Origin of the sequence: Caballeronia sp. INML2 (assembly GCF_023631365.1) — a bacterium.
In the GTDB taxonomy this organism is placed as follows: Bacteria; Pseudomonadota; Gammaproteobacteria; order Burkholderiales; family Burkholderiaceae; genus Caballeronia; species Caballeronia turbans.
Window position 1 is genome coordinate 59623 of record NZ_JALQDH010000027.1, and the last position, 14581, is coordinate 74203.

Below are 14581 nucleotides of genomic sequence, written 5' to 3' on the forward strand. Positions count from 1 at the left end.
TTGCGTATTCTGCCTTATCGAAACCTTGGACGTGATAGCTGCAAGCGCCGCACCCGCCGGCACGCAACAGGTCCATGGGTTAATCAGGGCAAGATCGTTTCACCTTGGCTATACTGACCCGACTGTAGCGCTTGCATAAAAATGACGACTCTCGCAGACCTTCGCAAAAATTATTCGCGCGGCGCGCTCGATGCCACCGACGTCGACCCGAACCCGGTGAACCAGTTTCACACCTGGTTCGCCCAGGCGCTCGATGCGAAACTGCCCGAACCGAATGCCATGACACTTGCGACCGTCGATTCGCAAGGTCGTCCATCCGCCCGCATCGTGCTCATCAAGGGCGCCGATGAGCGCGGATTTGTTTTTTTTACCAATTACGATAGCCGCAAGGGCCGCGAGATCGCCGCCAATCCCGCGGCGAGCCTGCTGTTCCACTGGATCGAGCTCGAGCGCCAAGTGCGCATCGAGGGCCGCGTCGAAAAGACGAGCGATGAGGAGAGCGATGCGTATTACGCGTCGCGTCCGCTCGGCTCGCGCATCGGCGCGTGGGCATCGGATCAGAGCCAGCCGCTCGAAAGCCGCGAAGCGCTGGAAGCGCGCGAACGCGAGATGGTCGCCAGATACGGCGACGCGCCGCCGCGCCCGCCGCACTGGGGCGGCTATCGCCTCGTGCCCGATACCATCGAATTCTGGCAGGGACGCCCGTCGCGCCTTCACGATCGCATCGTCTATACGCGTGATGACGCGGGCGCGCCGTGGCGAATCATGAGACTCGCGCCGTAACGCGAGCACTGGCAGCAACCGAGATCGCAACGGCAACGAACATGAAGGCGGGAGCCTTCCCTTGATTTTCTTTAGCGCGGAGAAACAAGCATGTTCTGGGAGAAGAAGCTGACGCAGTGGGTTGAGGAAGTGCGCGACCGGGCCAATTTGCCTGCGCGGCTCGTGCTCTGGGATGGCCAGCAGCACGATTTCGGCCAGTTCGCCGCTCCTCGGGTGACGCTGCACGTGAAGAGCGCGACCGCGCTGCCTTATCTGCTCGAACCGAGTCTCGACAATCTCGGCGAAGCCTACGTCAAGGGCAAGATCGATATCGAGGGCAAGCTGTCCGACATCATCAACATCGGCTATTCGCTCGCGAAGAACACGGTGACGAGCGCAAGCAAGCTCGCCCGCGTGCGGCGCTACTTCAATCACTCGAAGACGTCGGACAAGAAGGCCATTCAGTACCACTACGATGTGTCGAACGAGTTTTACGCACTGTGGCTCGACAAGAACATGGTCTATTCGTGCGCGTACTTCGAGAACGGCGACGAAGACATCGACACCGCGCAGCTCAAGAAAATCGACCACATCCTCACGAAGATTCAGCTTCAGCCGGGTCATCGTCTGCTCGATATCGGCTGCGGCTGGGGCGCGCTCGTGATCCGCGCGGCGCAGAAGTTCGGCGCGAAATGCGTAGGTGTCACGCTCTCCGAGAACCAGTTCAAGCTCGCGACCGAGCGCGTCAAGGCGGCGGGGCTCGAAGATCGAATCGAGATTCGCCTGCAGGACTATCGCGACATCCCGGGGCAGTTCGACCGCATTACGAGCGTCGGCATGTTCGAGCATGTCGGGCGCAAGAATCTTGCGGGATACTTCGCGAGAATCCGCGATCTGCTCGTCGATGACGGCATCGCGATGAATCACGGCATCACGTCGTCTGATGCCGACAGCGGCGAGACTTCGCTCGGCGGCGGCGAATTCATCGACAAATACGTGTTCCCCGACGGCGAGCTGCCGCACATCAGCCTCGCGCTCGAAAGCATGCAGCGCGGCGGGCTGGAAGCGATCGACGTCGAAAGCCTGCGGCGGCACTACGCGCATACGCTCGACATCTGGGCCGACAGGTTCGAGGAAAACGCGGAGAAAGCGAAGAAGCTCGTCGACGATGAGCACTTCCGCATCTGGCGCGTGTACCTCGCGGGCTGCGCGTATGCGTTCGAGAACGACGACGTGTCGATCTATCAGGTGATCTGCCGCAAGGCGGGGCGAAGCGCGAAGACGCTGCCGTGGTCGCGGCGGTATATCTACGAGAAGGCGCTCTGAACCGCGAATCAATGCATATCGAAGCGGGGGAGCCGGAAGATCAGTTCGATCTTTTCGGCGTGCCTGCAAACGCTGCTTCGGCGGAGCCTGCGGAGGCACGAAAGCCGCCAAAGCCGTGCGGCGTGCTGCCCGCGCCCTTGCAGCCCGAACTCGAAGCCCTCGCGAAGCGCCTGCCGGATGCAATCCATCTCGGCACATCGACATGGTCGTTTCCGGGATGGCGCGGCATCGTCTATGGCGACGAGTACTCGAACACGAAGCTTTCCCGCGACGGTCTCAGCGCCTACGGCGCGCATCCGCTCCTGAAAAGCGTGTCGATCGACCGCTCGTTCTACGCGCCGCTGTCGCTCGCTGAATACGCGCGCTACGCATCGCAGGTGCCGGCGCACTTCCGCTTCATCGTCAAGGCGCCCGCCTCCGTCACCGATGCCTTCATCCGCGGGGAGCGCGGCACGCCGGACGCGGAAAACCCTGCGTTTCTGAACGCGCAGATTGCCATCGATGAATTCGTGACGCCATGCATCGGCGGTCTCGGCGCGAAAGCAGGCGCGCTCGTGTTCCAGTTCTCGCCGCTGCCCGAAGCGATGATCGTCGATCCGGCCAGTTTCATCGAACGGCTATCGGCGTTTCTGCAAGCGCTGCCGCCGCTCGAAGGCGAGTCTTGCTACGCGGTCGAGATCCGCGACGCGGTCATGCTCACGCCACGCTTCATCCGCGCGCTGCGCGAGGCGAACGTGCGCTACTGCATCGGCGTGCATGCGCGCATGCCGGACGTGCGCCGTCAGGCGAAGGCGCTCGCGTTGCTGGACGAAGAAGGAATGGGACCGTTCATCGCGCGCTGGAGTCTGCACAGCGGCTTTCGCTACGAACAGGCGAAGGCGAAATACGAGCCGTTCGACAAGATCGTCGATGAAGATCGCGGCACGCGTGAGGCGCTCGCCGAGCTGGCCGCGCGTTATGCCATCGCGGGCCAGCCGGTGGTGATCGCGGCGAACAACAAGGCGGAAGGCTCGGCGCCGCTCACGTGCTTCGAGCTCGCGCGCGGCATCGCGGAGGAATGCGAGCGCGCGCGGAGCGACTAGAAGCGCATCACGCCTTCAGGCGGTGCGCGAACTTCTTGCGAAATTTCGCGACCTTCGGCCCGACGACCGCCGCGCAGTAGCCCTGATTCGGATGCTGCGCAAAATAGTTCTGGTGATACGCCTCGGCCGGATAATAGTCGTCGGCGAGCGGCACGACTTGCGTGACGATCTTGCCGCCGTAGACATCCTCGCGCTGCAGTTCGTCGATGACGTCAAGCGCGATCTTGCGTTGCTCGTCCGAATGCGTGAACACGACCGAGCGATACTGCGTGCCGACATCGTTGCCCTGCCGGTTGAGCTGGGTCGGATCGTGCGTCGCGAAGAAGATCTCGAGAACTTCGCGATAACCGATGACCGATGGATCGAACACGACCTTCACCACTTCCGCGTGACCGGTTTCGCCATCGCAGACCTGCTCGTACGACGGATTCACAACTTTGCCGCCCGCATAGCCCGATTCGACCGACTCCACGCCCTGCACCGCGAGAAACACGGCTTCGGTACACCAGAAACATCCGCCGCCGAGCGTCGCGGTCTCAAGTCTCGCCTGTTGGATCATGCGCAACTCCTCATCAAGTGCATGCGGCCACGCCGCGGATCCTGCATATTGATGCGCCCGGCCGATTCTTCAATCTTCCGGACGCGATGAGTCGAGCTTACTGGGTTTGGCCGGGCGGCGCAGAAAGCCCCTTGCGGCGGAAAACTTGCTGCCGGAATACGGTCTGTTGGCGGTCGGCGACTGCCGATTCCGATAGAATCGACACAATTCTCCAGTTTTTACATGACTTCTGAAAAGGTTCTTCCGACTGAAGCGCGACGCGCGGCCGGCTCGGTAGCACACGACACACTCGACCGCCCATTTGCCTGCTCATCTGCCAAATGACACGCGCTAAAACCCCGAATTTCGACCCGAATGCGTTCCGCGCCGCGCTCGGGCAGTTTGCGACCGGCGTCACGGTCATCACGACGCGCACCGCGTCCGGCCAGTTGATCGGGATCACCGCAAGCTCGTTCAACTCGGTATCGCTCAATCCGCCGCTCGTACTGTGGAGCCTCGCGACGAAATCGGCGTCGATGCCAGTGTTCCGCGCGAACAGCCACTATGTGGTGAACGTGCTCGCGGCATCGCAGCTCGACCTGTGCCGGCGTTTCGCCACGGTCAAGGGCGACCGCTTCGCGGGCGTCTCGCACGCCGCCGGGGACACCGGCATGCCGGTGCTCGACGGCGCGCTCGCGTGGTTCGAATGCCACAACCGCAGCCGCTACGACGAAGGCGATCACGTGATCTTCGTCGGTGAAGTGGAGCGTTGCGGCGTGCGCGAAGACGCAACGCAAACCGCGCCGCTCGTCTTCCATGCCGGCGGCTTCCATACGCTGGGGCCGCTGGAATAAACGCTCAGGGCGTGTGCGCGCGTCCCGGCTGCTCGATCAGCGCGACCGGCACGCCCGCATCGTCCTTCATCGTCTGAAGCACGATGTTCGAGCGGATGTCGATCACGCCGGGCGCCTTGTAGAGCTTCGACAGAATGAAATCGGAGTAATGCTTGAGGTTGTGCGCAAGCACGCGCAGCACGTAGTGCGTGTCGCCGGTGACGACGAACGCGCCGACCACTTCCGGCCATTCGCGCACGGCCGCGGCGAACTTCTCGTGCCAGTTTTCCTGGTCGTTGCGCATCGAGACATGGACGAAGGCTTCCAGTTCGATGCCGAGCCGCTCGCGGTCGAGGCACGCGCGATAACTCGCGATCACGCCTTCCTCTTCCAGCAGGCGCATTCGGCGCAAGCACGCCGACGGCGATAGCGAAATGCGCTCCGCCAGGTCCAGGTTACTGATCCGTCCATCTTCCTGCAGTACCGCCAGAATTCGGCAATCCGTTGCATCGAGCGTGAAGCCGGTCATTTTTGAGTCCCCTAGCCCGTTTCATCGAATTATGTTCTAAGCGCGACACTTTTGGGTGGTTATTTCGCAAGCACCTTTCGAGATAACGCGACTATGATTTGACGCATCTTTACGATTTCTGTTAGGGCGCGTCATGACGCTTCTGGACATTTCCCCATCGATCGGCCCCGCCACGCCCGTCTGGCCGGGCGACACGCCGGTCGGCATCGAGCGGGTGTGGCGAATCGAGGCGGGCTCGCCCGTCAACGTTGCGCGGCTCACGCTGTCGCCCCACACCGGCGCGCACGCCGATGCGCCGCTCCATTACGATGAGCACGGCAAGCCGATCGGCGACGTCGCGCTCGATACGTACATCGGCGAGTGTCGCGTCCTGCACTGCATCGGTGCTTCGCCGCTCGTCACGCCGGAACACGTCGCCGCGCATCTCGACGGCGTCCCGGCGCGCGTTCTGCTGCGCACGTATGCAAACGCGCCGCTCCATGCATGGGACAGCGCCTTCGCCGCCGTCGCGCCGGAAACCATCGACTTGCTGGCCGAAAAAGGCGTGAAGCTCCTCGGCATCGACACGCCGTCGCTCGATCCTCAGGACTCGAAGACGATGGATGCGCACAAGCGTATCCGCGCCCACGGCATGGCGATCCTCGAAGGCCTCGTACTCGACGCCGTCGCGCCCGGCGACTACGAACTGATCGCCCTGCCGCTCAAATTCTCGACGCTCGATGCGAGTCCGGTTCGCGCCGTCCTGCGTCCGCTTTCCTGATGATCTTCAAATATATGGACTTTTCGATGAAACATCGTGACGAAGCCGCGGCGCTCGACCGCGACGATCCGCTCGCGCCGCTGCGCGAGCAGTTCGCATTGGCCGATGGCGTGATCTACCTCGACGGCAATTCGCTCGGCGTGCCGCCCAAAGCGTCCGCCTCACGCGCCGCCGACGTGATTTCCGCCGAATGGGGCGAAGGCCTGATCCGCAGCTGGAACACGGCTGGCTGGTTCGCGTTGCCCAAGCGTCTCGGCAACAAGCTCGCACCGCTGATCGGCGCGGGCGAAGACGAAGTCGTCGTGACGGACACGATCTCCGCGAATCTCTTCAAGATTCTGTCGGCCGCGCTCAAGCTCGCAAACGAGCGCGATCCGAAGCGGCGCGTGATCGTCTCCGAACGTTCGAACTTTCCGACAGATCTGTACATCGCGCAGGGTTTGATCGAGCAGCTCGATCGCGGTTACGAACTGCGCCTCGTCGACGATGCTTCGGAACTGCCGGCCGCGATCGACGAAAACACCGCCATCGCGATGATCACGCACGTCAACTACCGCACCGGCTACATGCATGACATGGCCGCGCTCACGCAGACCATTCATCGCGCGGGCGCGCTCGCCGTCTGGGATCTCGCGCATTCGGCGGGCGCGGTGCCGGTCGATCTGAACGGCGTCGGCGCGGACTACGCGGTGGGTTGCACGTACAAGTATCTGAACGGCGGCCCGGGCTCGCCCGCGTTCGTGTGGGTGCCGAAGCGCCATCAGAGCGCCTTCTCGCAGCCGCTCTCCGGCTGGTGGGGACACAGGAAGCCGTTCGAGATGGACCCGGTGTATCGCCCGGACGACGGCATCGGCCGGTTTCTTTGCGGCACGCAGCCCATCGTGTCGATGTCGCTCGTCGAATGCGGGCTCGACGTGTTTCTGCAAACCGACATGCAGACGCTGCGTCGCAAGTCGCTCGCCTTGAGCGATCTGTTCATCCGGCTGGTCGAGGAACGCTGCGGCGAATTCCCGCTCTCCCTCGCGACGCCGCGCGAGCACGCGCAACGAGGCTCGCAGGCGAGTTTCGAGCACCCGAACGGCTATGAGGTGATGCAGGCGCTGATCGCGCGGGGCGTGATCGGCGATTACCGCGAGCCGCGCATTCTGCGCTTTGGCTTCACGCCGCTCTACACGCGCTTCGTCGATGTGTGGGACGCCGTCGATATCCTGCGCGACGTGCTCGCGACCGAAAGCTGGCGCGCGCCCGAATTCGCCGAGCGCGCATCGGTGACCTGAAAGGAGCGTCGACATGAGCAATACGCAAGGCTGCCCGTTCGGTCACGGCGCCGTGGAAACCACGCAGAACGAAGGTTGGCACGACGCCAAGCTCGATTTCGCCGATTCGATGAGCTACGGCGACTATCTCGGCCTCGATTCGATCCTGAACGCGCAGCATCCGCTCTCGCCGGATCACAACGAGATGCTGTTCATCGTGCAGCATCAGACGAGCGAGCTATGGATGAAGCTCGCGCTCTACGAATTGCGCGCGGCGCTCGCGGCCGTGCATCGCGATGAGCTGCCGCCCGCGTTCAAGATGCTCGCGCGCGTGTCGCGCATCTTCGAGCAACTTGTGCAGGCGTGGAACGTCCTCGCGACGATGACACCCTCCGAATACACCGCGATGCGCCCGTATCTCGGGCAATCATCGGGGTTTCAGTCGCATCAGTATCGGCAGATCGAGTTCATGCTCGGCAACAAGAACGAGCAGATGCTGAAGCCGCACGCGCATCGGCCGGAAATTCTCGAACAGGTGCGCGGGACGCTCGAGGCGCCCTCCTTCTACGACGAAGTGATCCGCCTGCTCGCCCGACGCGGCTTCGAGATCGATTCGAAGCGTCTCGAGCGCGACTGGACGCAGCCGACGACGCACGATCCGTCCGTCGAGGCGGCGTGGCTCGCGGTGTATCGCGATCCGTCGCATCACTGGGATCTGTACGAGATGGCGGAAGAGCTGGTCGATCTGGAAGATGCGTTCCGGCAATGGCGCTTCCGGCATGTGACGACGGTGGAGCGCATCATCGGCTTCAAGGGCGGCACAGGCGGCACCGCGGGCGCGTCGTATCTGCGCAAGATGCTCGATGTCGTGCTGTTTCCGGAGCTCTGGCACGTCCGGACGGTGCTCTGAGCCGTTACGCGAGACGCGCGGCGAGCGCCTTCAGCCTCGGGCCGATCGTCTCGCGGAAATACGCCTCGTCCATCGACGACGCCGGCCCGCTGCTCGACAGCACGAGCCAGCGCCCGTTGCGCAGGTCGCGAAAAGGTGCGGCGATGGCGTTGACGTCGTCGTGCCACTCGCGGAACGAATAACAGCAGCCGTCGCGCGCGAAATCGTCGATCGAGCGTCGGGCGGCATTGACGATTGCCGTGTCTTCGTTTTTCGCGAGTTCGTCGAACAGCGCCTCGCGCGCCGCCGGTTCCTGGACCGCGAGATACGCGCGGCCCATCGAGCTCGTGAGCATCGAGAGGCGCGAGCCGGGCGCAAGGCCGAGCGTCAACGCCGTCTCGCTGCGAATGGTTTCCAGATAGATCATGTCCAGGCCGTCGCGGCAACCGAGCGATACCGCCGCGCCGATCTCCCGCGCAAGCGCGCGCATGTGCGGGCGGGCGAGTTCCAGCGTGTCCGCGCCCGCGAGCAGCGTGAAGCCGAGCGACAGCACGCCCGTGTCGAGCGCGTATTTGCCCGCAGGTTCGTCGAAGCGCAGATAGCCGAGCGTCGTCAGCGTGTAGGCAAGACGATTGACGGTCGCCTTCGGCAGACCGGTGCGTTCGACGAAATCGCGATTGCCGAGCAGCGTCTCCCCGGGCCGGAACGCGCGCAGCAAATCGAGCCCGCGTGCGAGCGCGACGACGAACTTGCGCTCGTCGATGTCCTCGGACGATAGATGACGCGAAGAAATCGGCGCTGAATTCCGGTTGGATTCGGCTGGCATCGGGTGATAAACTCGAAACTGGATTTGCAAAACATTGTTTCGCCTAGCGGAACTCATGTCAAGCGTCTCGCGCCAGCCGATTGTGGAAATGTGCACGCGCTTCCGGCGCTTTTCGATGAAATCAGGAGATAGCAGATGGCCGACGCCGCCCGATTCAACTGGGAAGATCCGCTCTTGCTGGATCAGCAACTGACCGAAGACGAACGCATGGTGCGCGACGCCGCGCGCGCTTACGCACAGGACAAGCTGCAGCCGCGCGTGATGCAGGCGTTTCGCGAGGAAAAGACCGATCCGGCGATCTTCCGCGAAATGGGCGAACTGGGTCTGCTTGGGCCGACGATCCCCGAGCAATACGGCGGTCCGGGGCTCAACTACGTCTGCTACGGCCTGATCGCGCGCGAAGTCGAGCGCGTGGATTCGGGCTATCGCTCGATGATGTCGGTGCAATCGTCGCTCGTGATGGTGCCGATCAACACCTTCGGCAGCGAGGCGCAGAAGGAAAAGTATCTGCCGAAGCTCGCGCGGGGCGAGTGGATCGGCTGTTTCGGTCTCACGGAGCCGAACGCGGGCTCCGATCCGGCGAGCATGACGACGCGCGCAAAGAAGGTGCAGAACGGCTTCTCGCTCTCCGGCACGAAGATGTGGATCTCGAACTCGCCGATCGCAGATGTGTTCGTCGTATGGGCGAAGCTGGAGGAAGACGGCCGCGACGAGATTCGCGGTTTTATCCTGGAGAAAGGCTGGAAGGGTCTGTCGGCGCCGGCGATTCACGGCAAGGTTGGCTTGCGCGCGTCGATCACCGGCGAAATCGTGATGGACGAAGTCTTCGTTCCAGAAGAGAACATGCTTCCGGACGTGCGCGGCCTGAAAGGTCCGTTCACCTGCCTGAACTCCGCGCGCTACGGCATCTCCTGGGGGGCGCTCGGCGCCGCCGAATCATGCTGGCACACCGCGCGGCAATACACGCTGGATCGCAAGCAGTTCGGCCGCCCGCTCGCGGCCAATCAGCTGATCCAGAAGAAGCTCGCCGACATGCAGACCGAAATCACCCTCGGCCTTCAAGGCGTGCTGCGTCTTGGCCGCATGAAGGATGAAGGCACGGCGGCTGTCGAAATCACGTCGATCATGAAGCGCAATTCGTGCGGCAAGGCGCTCGATATTGCCCGGCTCGCACGCGACATGCTCGGCGGCAACGGCATCTCCGATGAATTCGGCGTCGCGCGTCATCTCGTGAATCTCGAAGTGGTGAATACGTACGAAGGCACGCACGACATTCACGCGCTGATTCTGGGCCGCGCGCAGACGGGCATCCAGGCGTTCTTCTGAAGGAGCTTAGTTCACGGTTGAGAAGGGCCGGCGCGCCGTGCGTCGGCCCTTTGTCTTTCTGCCGTTTGTAACTTTCGATAGGCGGCTGAAACTTTTACGGGTCAGATCGTATCCATCCCAATTGATGTCGATGTATTGACGAAGCACGAGCGGCTGGAACGGAACCTGCGTGAGTTTCGCCCGGAAGGCGTCACGCCTCCTCGTCAGCGGTCCCATCTTTGGTTACGATTCCGTAGCCTTACCGATTGGAGCCTTTCATGTCAGAAATCAATAAGGAGCGATTCATGTCGGATATCAAAACCGTACTCGCTGACGCCGAAGATCTCTTGAAACAAGCGGCGACCGCCACTGGTGAACGCGCTTCCGAATTGCGCGAGACAGCCCTTACGCGCCTGAAGCAAGCGAAGGAAAAAGCCGCCGACGCGCAGGTCGTCGTAATCGAGCGAGGCAAGAAAGCTGCACGCGCGACCGACGATTACGTCCACGAGCATCCGTGGGCGTCCATCGGCATTGCGGCGGGGCTCGGCATGGTGATCGGGCTTCTGATCAACCGCAAGTAGCCGCTGACTCGCCCCAATGGCCCGCGGATTGCTAATCTGCTCTTTGTCGCGGTCCCGGCTGGACTGAACCGCGAGCGCCTTGCTCGGGCGCGCGGCTCGACACTCGCACCGGCCGGCCGCTTCACGCGCCGACCGGAACCACAAAAAAGCGGCACTAACGCGCTTCTCGCATTCAAGCCATGACGACCGAACGGCCAACGCAGCAATCGTCCCCCGGACCGCTGCGACGAATTCTGAGCTCCGCCTTCGCCATCTTCGAGACGCGTCTTGAACTCATCGGCATCGAGCTTCAGGAGGAAAAGGAGCGGCTCATCGGCGTGCTTTTCCTCGGGCTCGCCGCCATGATGCTCGCGATGATGGCGCTCATCTCGCTCACGGTGCTGATCGCCATCTTCTTTTGGGACACGTATCGGTGGCAGGCGCTCGGCGGCATCACGCTCCTGTACGCGTTGATCGCGATTGCATGCGGTCTGCGCGCGCGCAGCAGCTTGCTCGATGCCCCGAACATGTTCGACGACACGCTCGCCGAATTCCGCAAGGACCGCGACACCTTCCGCTGATCTCCGCGCCCAATCCAAGCCATGAGCCAACACGACGATACCTTCAGGTCGCCCAAACGCGACAAAGCGAAAAAACTGCGCACGCCGCACATGCGCGCGCTGCGCAAGGAACTGCTGATCGCTCGCGCGGATGTCGAGCGCATGGAGTTGCGGCAAGCAACACATGATTTGCGTTCGTCCGTCACGCATTTCAGTTTTCTGCGCTTCCTGATGCCAGGCGGCGGCGCGCCACGATGGGGCAAGCGCCGCGCGTCTGCGGGCGGTATCGGCGGGTTGCTCGGTTCGCTGCTCGGCTCGGGCAATATCGGCGTGCTGCTCAAGCAGTATCCGATCGTCGGTTCCCTTGCGTCGCTCATTCTCACCAAGCCGGTGAGAACGAAGTTGCTGCGCAGCGCCAAGCCCGTGCTCAAATGGGGCGGTCTCGCGCTCGCCGGATGGGAAGGCTGGCGCATCTATCAGCAAATGAAGACCGCCGCGCCCGAGACCTCCACCAACGCCGTCGATCCGACAGTGTTCTGATTTCCCACTTCAACCTCTCGCCGCCCAGCAGGACGCGGACTGTACTGCATCGAGCGGCGTGGTCGAGCCGGGCGGGTGATTCCAGCGCAGTCCGGTCGCGTCGATGACGAAGGCGCCGCATGCATCGTCCTGCATGGCGCCGGGCGCAACAGGCGCGGCTTCGATGGCGTAACCGCCGTTAGTCGGCGATTCCGGCAGCACGGCGACGCTGTATACCGCCGTCCCGCCCGGAGGCGCTCTGTTGAAGCCTGCGCCGAGCGTGATCGCCTCACCGCTTTCCGACGTTTGCGCAAGCCGCGTCGTTTCGACGAACTGGACTGCACGCACCAACGCCGACGCCGCATCTAGTCGATGCGCCTTCACCATGTGCGTTCGATACGCCGGAATGGCGAATGTCGCAATGATCGCGGCGACGCCCAGCGCGATCATCAATTCCAGAAGGCTGAAGCCCTTCTCGCTCATGCTTCCTTTCATGACGGCTCCTCAAAACGGCCTGGCGACGACGCGCCGCCAGTGCTGCGTGCTCGCGCCCTCGGCGATATCGATACGAAGCTGAAGCCACGCCTCGGAATCGGGGCTCGCGCCGAAACCGCGCGTAGTGACGAGATACGCCCCGCTCGCCCACGATTCGATCAGACATTGCGGCGCGCGGCGCGCGTACGCCCACACCGCGAACGGCGTGATCGCGGCGGCAGTCGGTCCCTCGAACGATGTCTTCGCACGCCATCGGGACGGTTCGTCCTTGAGCGACTGGCTCGCCGATGGCAGCGCGAGGGACAGCATCCGGCTGCATCGGATCAGCGCGCTGTCCGCTGCATGGAACGCCTGCGCGCGCTCGCGCGTCGCAACGGTCGCGCGGGCCGCCACGAGCGATGTCTGCAACCATGCGCTCGCCGTCACGAGCATCATTGCCGAGAGAATCAAGACGATCGGTAACGTAGCGCCGCGTGTTCGGGAACGTCGCTTCATTGCGGGCCCCCGGATGTCATCGCCGGCGAATTGCGTATCGCGATGCGCCGCCAGAAGACCTGACGAGCGCGGCCATCGTCGGCATAAGCAGGCGAGCCCTTGCAATCGACGTAGTTCGTTCGCCGCTTCGCGTTGGAGTTGAAGCCGCGTACCAGGACGCAAATGTCGGCGCCGTAGACATCGCGCCAGCGTTCGCGCGCGATGGCCGAAGCGTCCAAGGCCGATGGCGAGTCCGCCCGCCAATACACGACACGCATCCGTTCGATGCCTTCGACGATCGGCTGGGGCTGCCGGCCGCCGCCCTCGCAGTAAAGCTCGGGCTCGCCGCTCGAAGTGCTGGCCTTCACGTAAAAGCGATTCGTGACGATGACGTCGGCGACGGTCTGGCCGATGCAGTCCGTCGGGACGCCACCGCTCGACGGCCATGTGGATACGGCATCTGCGGCGTAGCGAATCTGGATGCCGTCCGAATGACTGGCCAACGACTCGCACGATGCTCCCGACTCCGCGCCGACCACGCGGCCTTGCGCGCAGCCGAATACCGGTGCTTCGACAGTCGCGTCCGGGCCAGACGCGAAACCGGCCATTTGGAGTTGCTGTCCCAGCATGTCCAGCGCGGTCGATCCGGCGTCGTGGATGCGTGCGGCGTCGGTGGCACGATCGAACGCGGCGCGCTGCCCGCGATAGAGCGACAGCGACGCGGTCACGATCAACATGCCTAGCGCGAGCGCGATCGTCATTTCGAGCAGCGTATGGCCGCGCGATGAGAAGCAGCGTGAAGTCATCGCGCGAACGCCAATGCAATGCACGATGTGAGCGGTTTTGCCTGCGGCTCGGGGCACGGGTCGGACCGATCTTCAGCACGCCAGCTCACCGTCGCGATACGCACGCCGTCGGCCCGATCGGACACCGCGACATCGCCCGCGGGCAGCATCGACGACGCCCTCGCCTGCCATTGCGACACGATTGGCGCTCGGTCGGCATCGCTGCGAATGCCTTCCGCGACCGAATCGGCGATCAGCGCCGCGCGTTCCCGCAGCAACGCCGCCCGCTCACCGCGCGCGAGCGCGCTTTGCACCGCGACGAGCCCGAGCGCGCTGACCGCCGTGAGCGTCAACGCGATCATCACTTCGATCAGCGAATCGCCTCGTTGCGCGCCCTTCATGCCGACGCTCCGCAACCGCCCTGCGTGATGCGCGCCCGGCCGCCCGCCGCGAGCCGTACGCATCGACGCGACGCGGGATTCGCGGCGGCATCGGCGCCGCGCGGACCGAAGTCGAAACTGCGAAATCCGCCGATCACTTGTCCGGAAGGTGGTGTGAAAGACAGTTCGGTCGATGTCCCGGCGATGGCGACCGACGTCATCGCGGGCTGCATGCGCAGAAGCGTCGAAACGCCGTCGCGATCGACGAACACACCCCATCCGCACGACCAGTCAGTAACGCCGGCATCGCAGCTTCGCCCCGCCGCCAGGCAATGACGCGACGGGTCGATGCGGCACAGCGTGACGCGTGCGCCGCGTTTTATGGATTCGGCACGGGCAAGCGAAATCGCGGAAAAGAGCGAGCGCGCCCGCGCATCGACCTGATCGCGCACCTGCCACGCGACGAACGACGGCGCGGCGAACGTCGCGAGGATCGCCATCACGGCGAGCACCACGCACAGTTCGACGAGCGTGAAACCTTGATTTGAAGCGCTGATCATCTGCAATCCTTAATCGATAGATTCAAGCCGAAAGACGCAATCTAGCGAGAAGAAATGCACGCCGCCATTAGTCAGTATGACTCCGCGAGGCAGGGGCTGGCCTGGCGCGCGGAATCAGACGCGGGTTAGCATCGCTGCCAGA

19 protein-coding genes are annotated in these 14581 nt (G+C 63.4%); 11 read left to right on the plus strand and 8 right to left on the minus strand.

From position 1 onward, the window contains the following. Window positions 1–141 precede the first annotated feature (141 nt). From pdxH to NCT32_RS11230, 3 genes are all read left to right on the plus strand, one after another. Window positions 142–783, plus strand: a complete 642-nt coding sequence (pdxH, locus tag NCT32_RS11220) for a pyridoxamine 5'-phosphate oxidase (protein WP_061119408.1) — start codon at window positions 142–144, stop codon at window positions 781–783. Window positions 784–873: 90 nt separating this feature from the next. Continuing rightward, window positions 874–2088, plus strand: a complete 1215-nt coding sequence (locus tag NCT32_RS11225; protein ID WP_250477048.1) for a cyclopropane-fatty-acyl-phospholipid synthase family protein — start codon at window positions 874–876, stop codon at window positions 2086–2088. 11 nt (window positions 2089–2099) lie between these two features. Beyond that, on the plus strand, window positions 2100–3170 hold the full coding sequence (locus NCT32_RS11230; protein WP_250490288.1) for a DUF72 domain-containing protein: 1071 nt from the start codon (window positions 2100–2102) through the stop codon (window positions 3168–3170). Between the two features lie 7 nt (window positions 3171–3177). On the opposite strand, the gene msrA is transcribed toward NCT32_RS11230, so the two are convergent. Beyond that, window positions 3178–3729: a peptide-methionine (S)-S-oxide reductase MsrA gene (gene msrA, locus NCT32_RS11235; RefSeq protein ID WP_250477050.1), complete on the minus strand. Its 552-nt coding sequence runs from the start codon at window positions 3727–3729 to the stop codon at window positions 3178–3180. Between the two features lie 320 nt (window positions 3730–4049). Between msrA and NCT32_RS11240 the strand changes: the two genes are divergently transcribed. Next, complete coding sequence (locus tag NCT32_RS11240) at window positions 4050–4562, plus strand: flavin reductase family protein (RefSeq protein WP_061119412.1); 513 nt, start codon at window positions 4050–4052, stop codon at window positions 4560–4562. A gap of 4 nt (window positions 4563–4566) precedes the next feature. On the opposite strand, the gene NCT32_RS11245 is transcribed toward NCT32_RS11240, so the two are convergent. Then, window positions 4567–5070, minus strand: coding sequence for an Lrp/AsnC family transcriptional regulator (locus tag NCT32_RS11245; RefSeq protein ID WP_061119413.1), 504 nt, complete (start codon window positions 5068–5070; stop codon window positions 4567–4569). Between the two features lie 133 nt (window positions 5071–5203). On the opposite strand from NCT32_RS11245, the gene kynB reads away from it, so the two are divergent. The 3 genes from kynB to kynA are packed head-to-tail and all read left to right on the plus strand — an operon-like array spanning window position 5204 to window position 7996. Continuing rightward, on the plus strand, window positions 5204–5830 hold the full coding sequence (gene kynB / locus NCT32_RS11250) for an arylformamidase (RefSeq protein ID WP_250490289.1): 627 nt from the start codon (window positions 5204–5206) through the stop codon (window positions 5828–5830). 26 nt (window positions 5831–5856) lie between these two features. After that, entirely contained in the window at window positions 5857–7107 is a 1251-nt protein-coding gene (kynU, locus tag NCT32_RS11255; protein ID WP_061119438.1) for a kynureninase, read from the plus strand. Between the two features lie 13 nt (window positions 7108–7120). Next, window positions 7121–7996, plus strand: a complete 876-nt coding sequence (gene kynA / locus NCT32_RS11260) for a tryptophan 2,3-dioxygenase (RefSeq protein ID WP_061119415.1) — start codon at window positions 7121–7123, stop codon at window positions 7994–7996. Window positions 7997–8000: 4 nt separating this feature from the next. Here the strand turns inward: kynA and NCT32_RS11265 are convergent, their stop codons facing one another. After that, window positions 8001–8801 (minus strand): IclR family transcriptional regulator, encoded by an 801-nt coding sequence (locus NCT32_RS11265; protein WP_250477053.1) that lies wholly within the window; start codon window positions 8799–8801, stop codon window positions 8001–8003. Between the two features lie 135 nt (window positions 8802–8936). Between NCT32_RS11265 and NCT32_RS11270 the strand changes: the two genes are divergently transcribed. The 4 genes from NCT32_RS11270 to NCT32_RS11285 all read left to right on the plus strand — a co-directional run bounded on the left by NCT32_RS11270 (window position 8937) and on the right by NCT32_RS11285 (window position 11766). After that, window positions 8937–10127 carry an acyl-CoA dehydrogenase gene (locus tag NCT32_RS11270; protein WP_250477054.1) on the plus strand — a complete coding sequence of 397 codons (1191 nt, stop codon included), beginning with the start codon at window positions 8937–8939 and terminating at the stop codon, window positions 10125–10127. A 257-nt stretch (window positions 10128–10384) separates the two neighbouring features. Further along, on the plus strand, window positions 10385–10687 hold the full coding sequence (locus NCT32_RS11275) for a YqjD family protein (protein WP_016346183.1): 303 nt from the start codon (window positions 10385–10387) through the stop codon (window positions 10685–10687). Window positions 10688–10866: 179 nt separating this feature from the next. Then, entirely contained in the window at window positions 10867–11247 is a 381-nt protein-coding gene (locus NCT32_RS11280) for a phage holin family protein (RefSeq protein ID WP_061119418.1), read from the plus strand. 21 nt (window positions 11248–11268) lie between these two features. Beyond that, entirely contained in the window at window positions 11269–11766 is a 498-nt protein-coding gene (locus NCT32_RS11285) for a DUF3318 domain-containing protein (RefSeq protein WP_061119419.1), read from the plus strand. Window positions 11767–11775: 9 nt separating this feature from the next. Here the strand turns inward: NCT32_RS11285 and NCT32_RS11290 are convergent, their stop codons facing one another. Genes NCT32_RS11290 through NCT32_RS11310 form a run of 5 tightly spaced genes read right to left on the minus strand, consistent with a single transcriptional unit; the run spans window position 11776 to window position 14439 of the window. Next, window positions 11776–12240 carry a type IV pilin protein gene (locus NCT32_RS11290; RefSeq protein WP_250490290.1) on the minus strand — a complete coding sequence of 155 codons (465 nt, stop codon included), beginning with the start codon at window positions 12238–12240 and terminating at the stop codon, window positions 11776–11778. 9 nt (window positions 12241–12249) lie between these two features. Further along, a complete protein-coding gene (locus tag NCT32_RS11295) occupies window positions 12250–12735 on the minus strand; it encodes a pilus assembly PilX N-terminal domain-containing protein (RefSeq protein WP_250490291.1) in 486 nt (161 codons plus the stop codon). Further along, entirely contained in the window at window positions 12732–13520 is a 789-nt protein-coding gene (locus tag NCT32_RS11300; RefSeq protein ID WP_250490292.1) for a PilW family protein, read from the minus strand. Before NCT32_RS11300 ends, NCT32_RS11295 begins: the two co-directional genes overlap by 4 nt. Beyond that, window positions 13517–13900 (minus strand): prepilin-type N-terminal cleavage/methylation domain-containing protein, encoded by a 384-nt coding sequence (locus NCT32_RS11305; RefSeq protein WP_250490293.1) that lies wholly within the window; start codon window positions 13898–13900, stop codon window positions 13517–13519. The genes NCT32_RS11300 and NCT32_RS11305 overlap by 4 nt, the downstream gene beginning before the upstream one ends. Next, a complete protein-coding gene (locus tag NCT32_RS11310) occupies window positions 13897–14439 on the minus strand; it encodes a GspH/FimT family pseudopilin (RefSeq protein ID WP_250490294.1) in 543 nt (180 codons plus the stop codon). Before NCT32_RS11310 ends, NCT32_RS11305 begins: the two co-directional genes overlap by 4 nt. Window positions 14440–14581 lie beyond the last annotated feature (142 nt).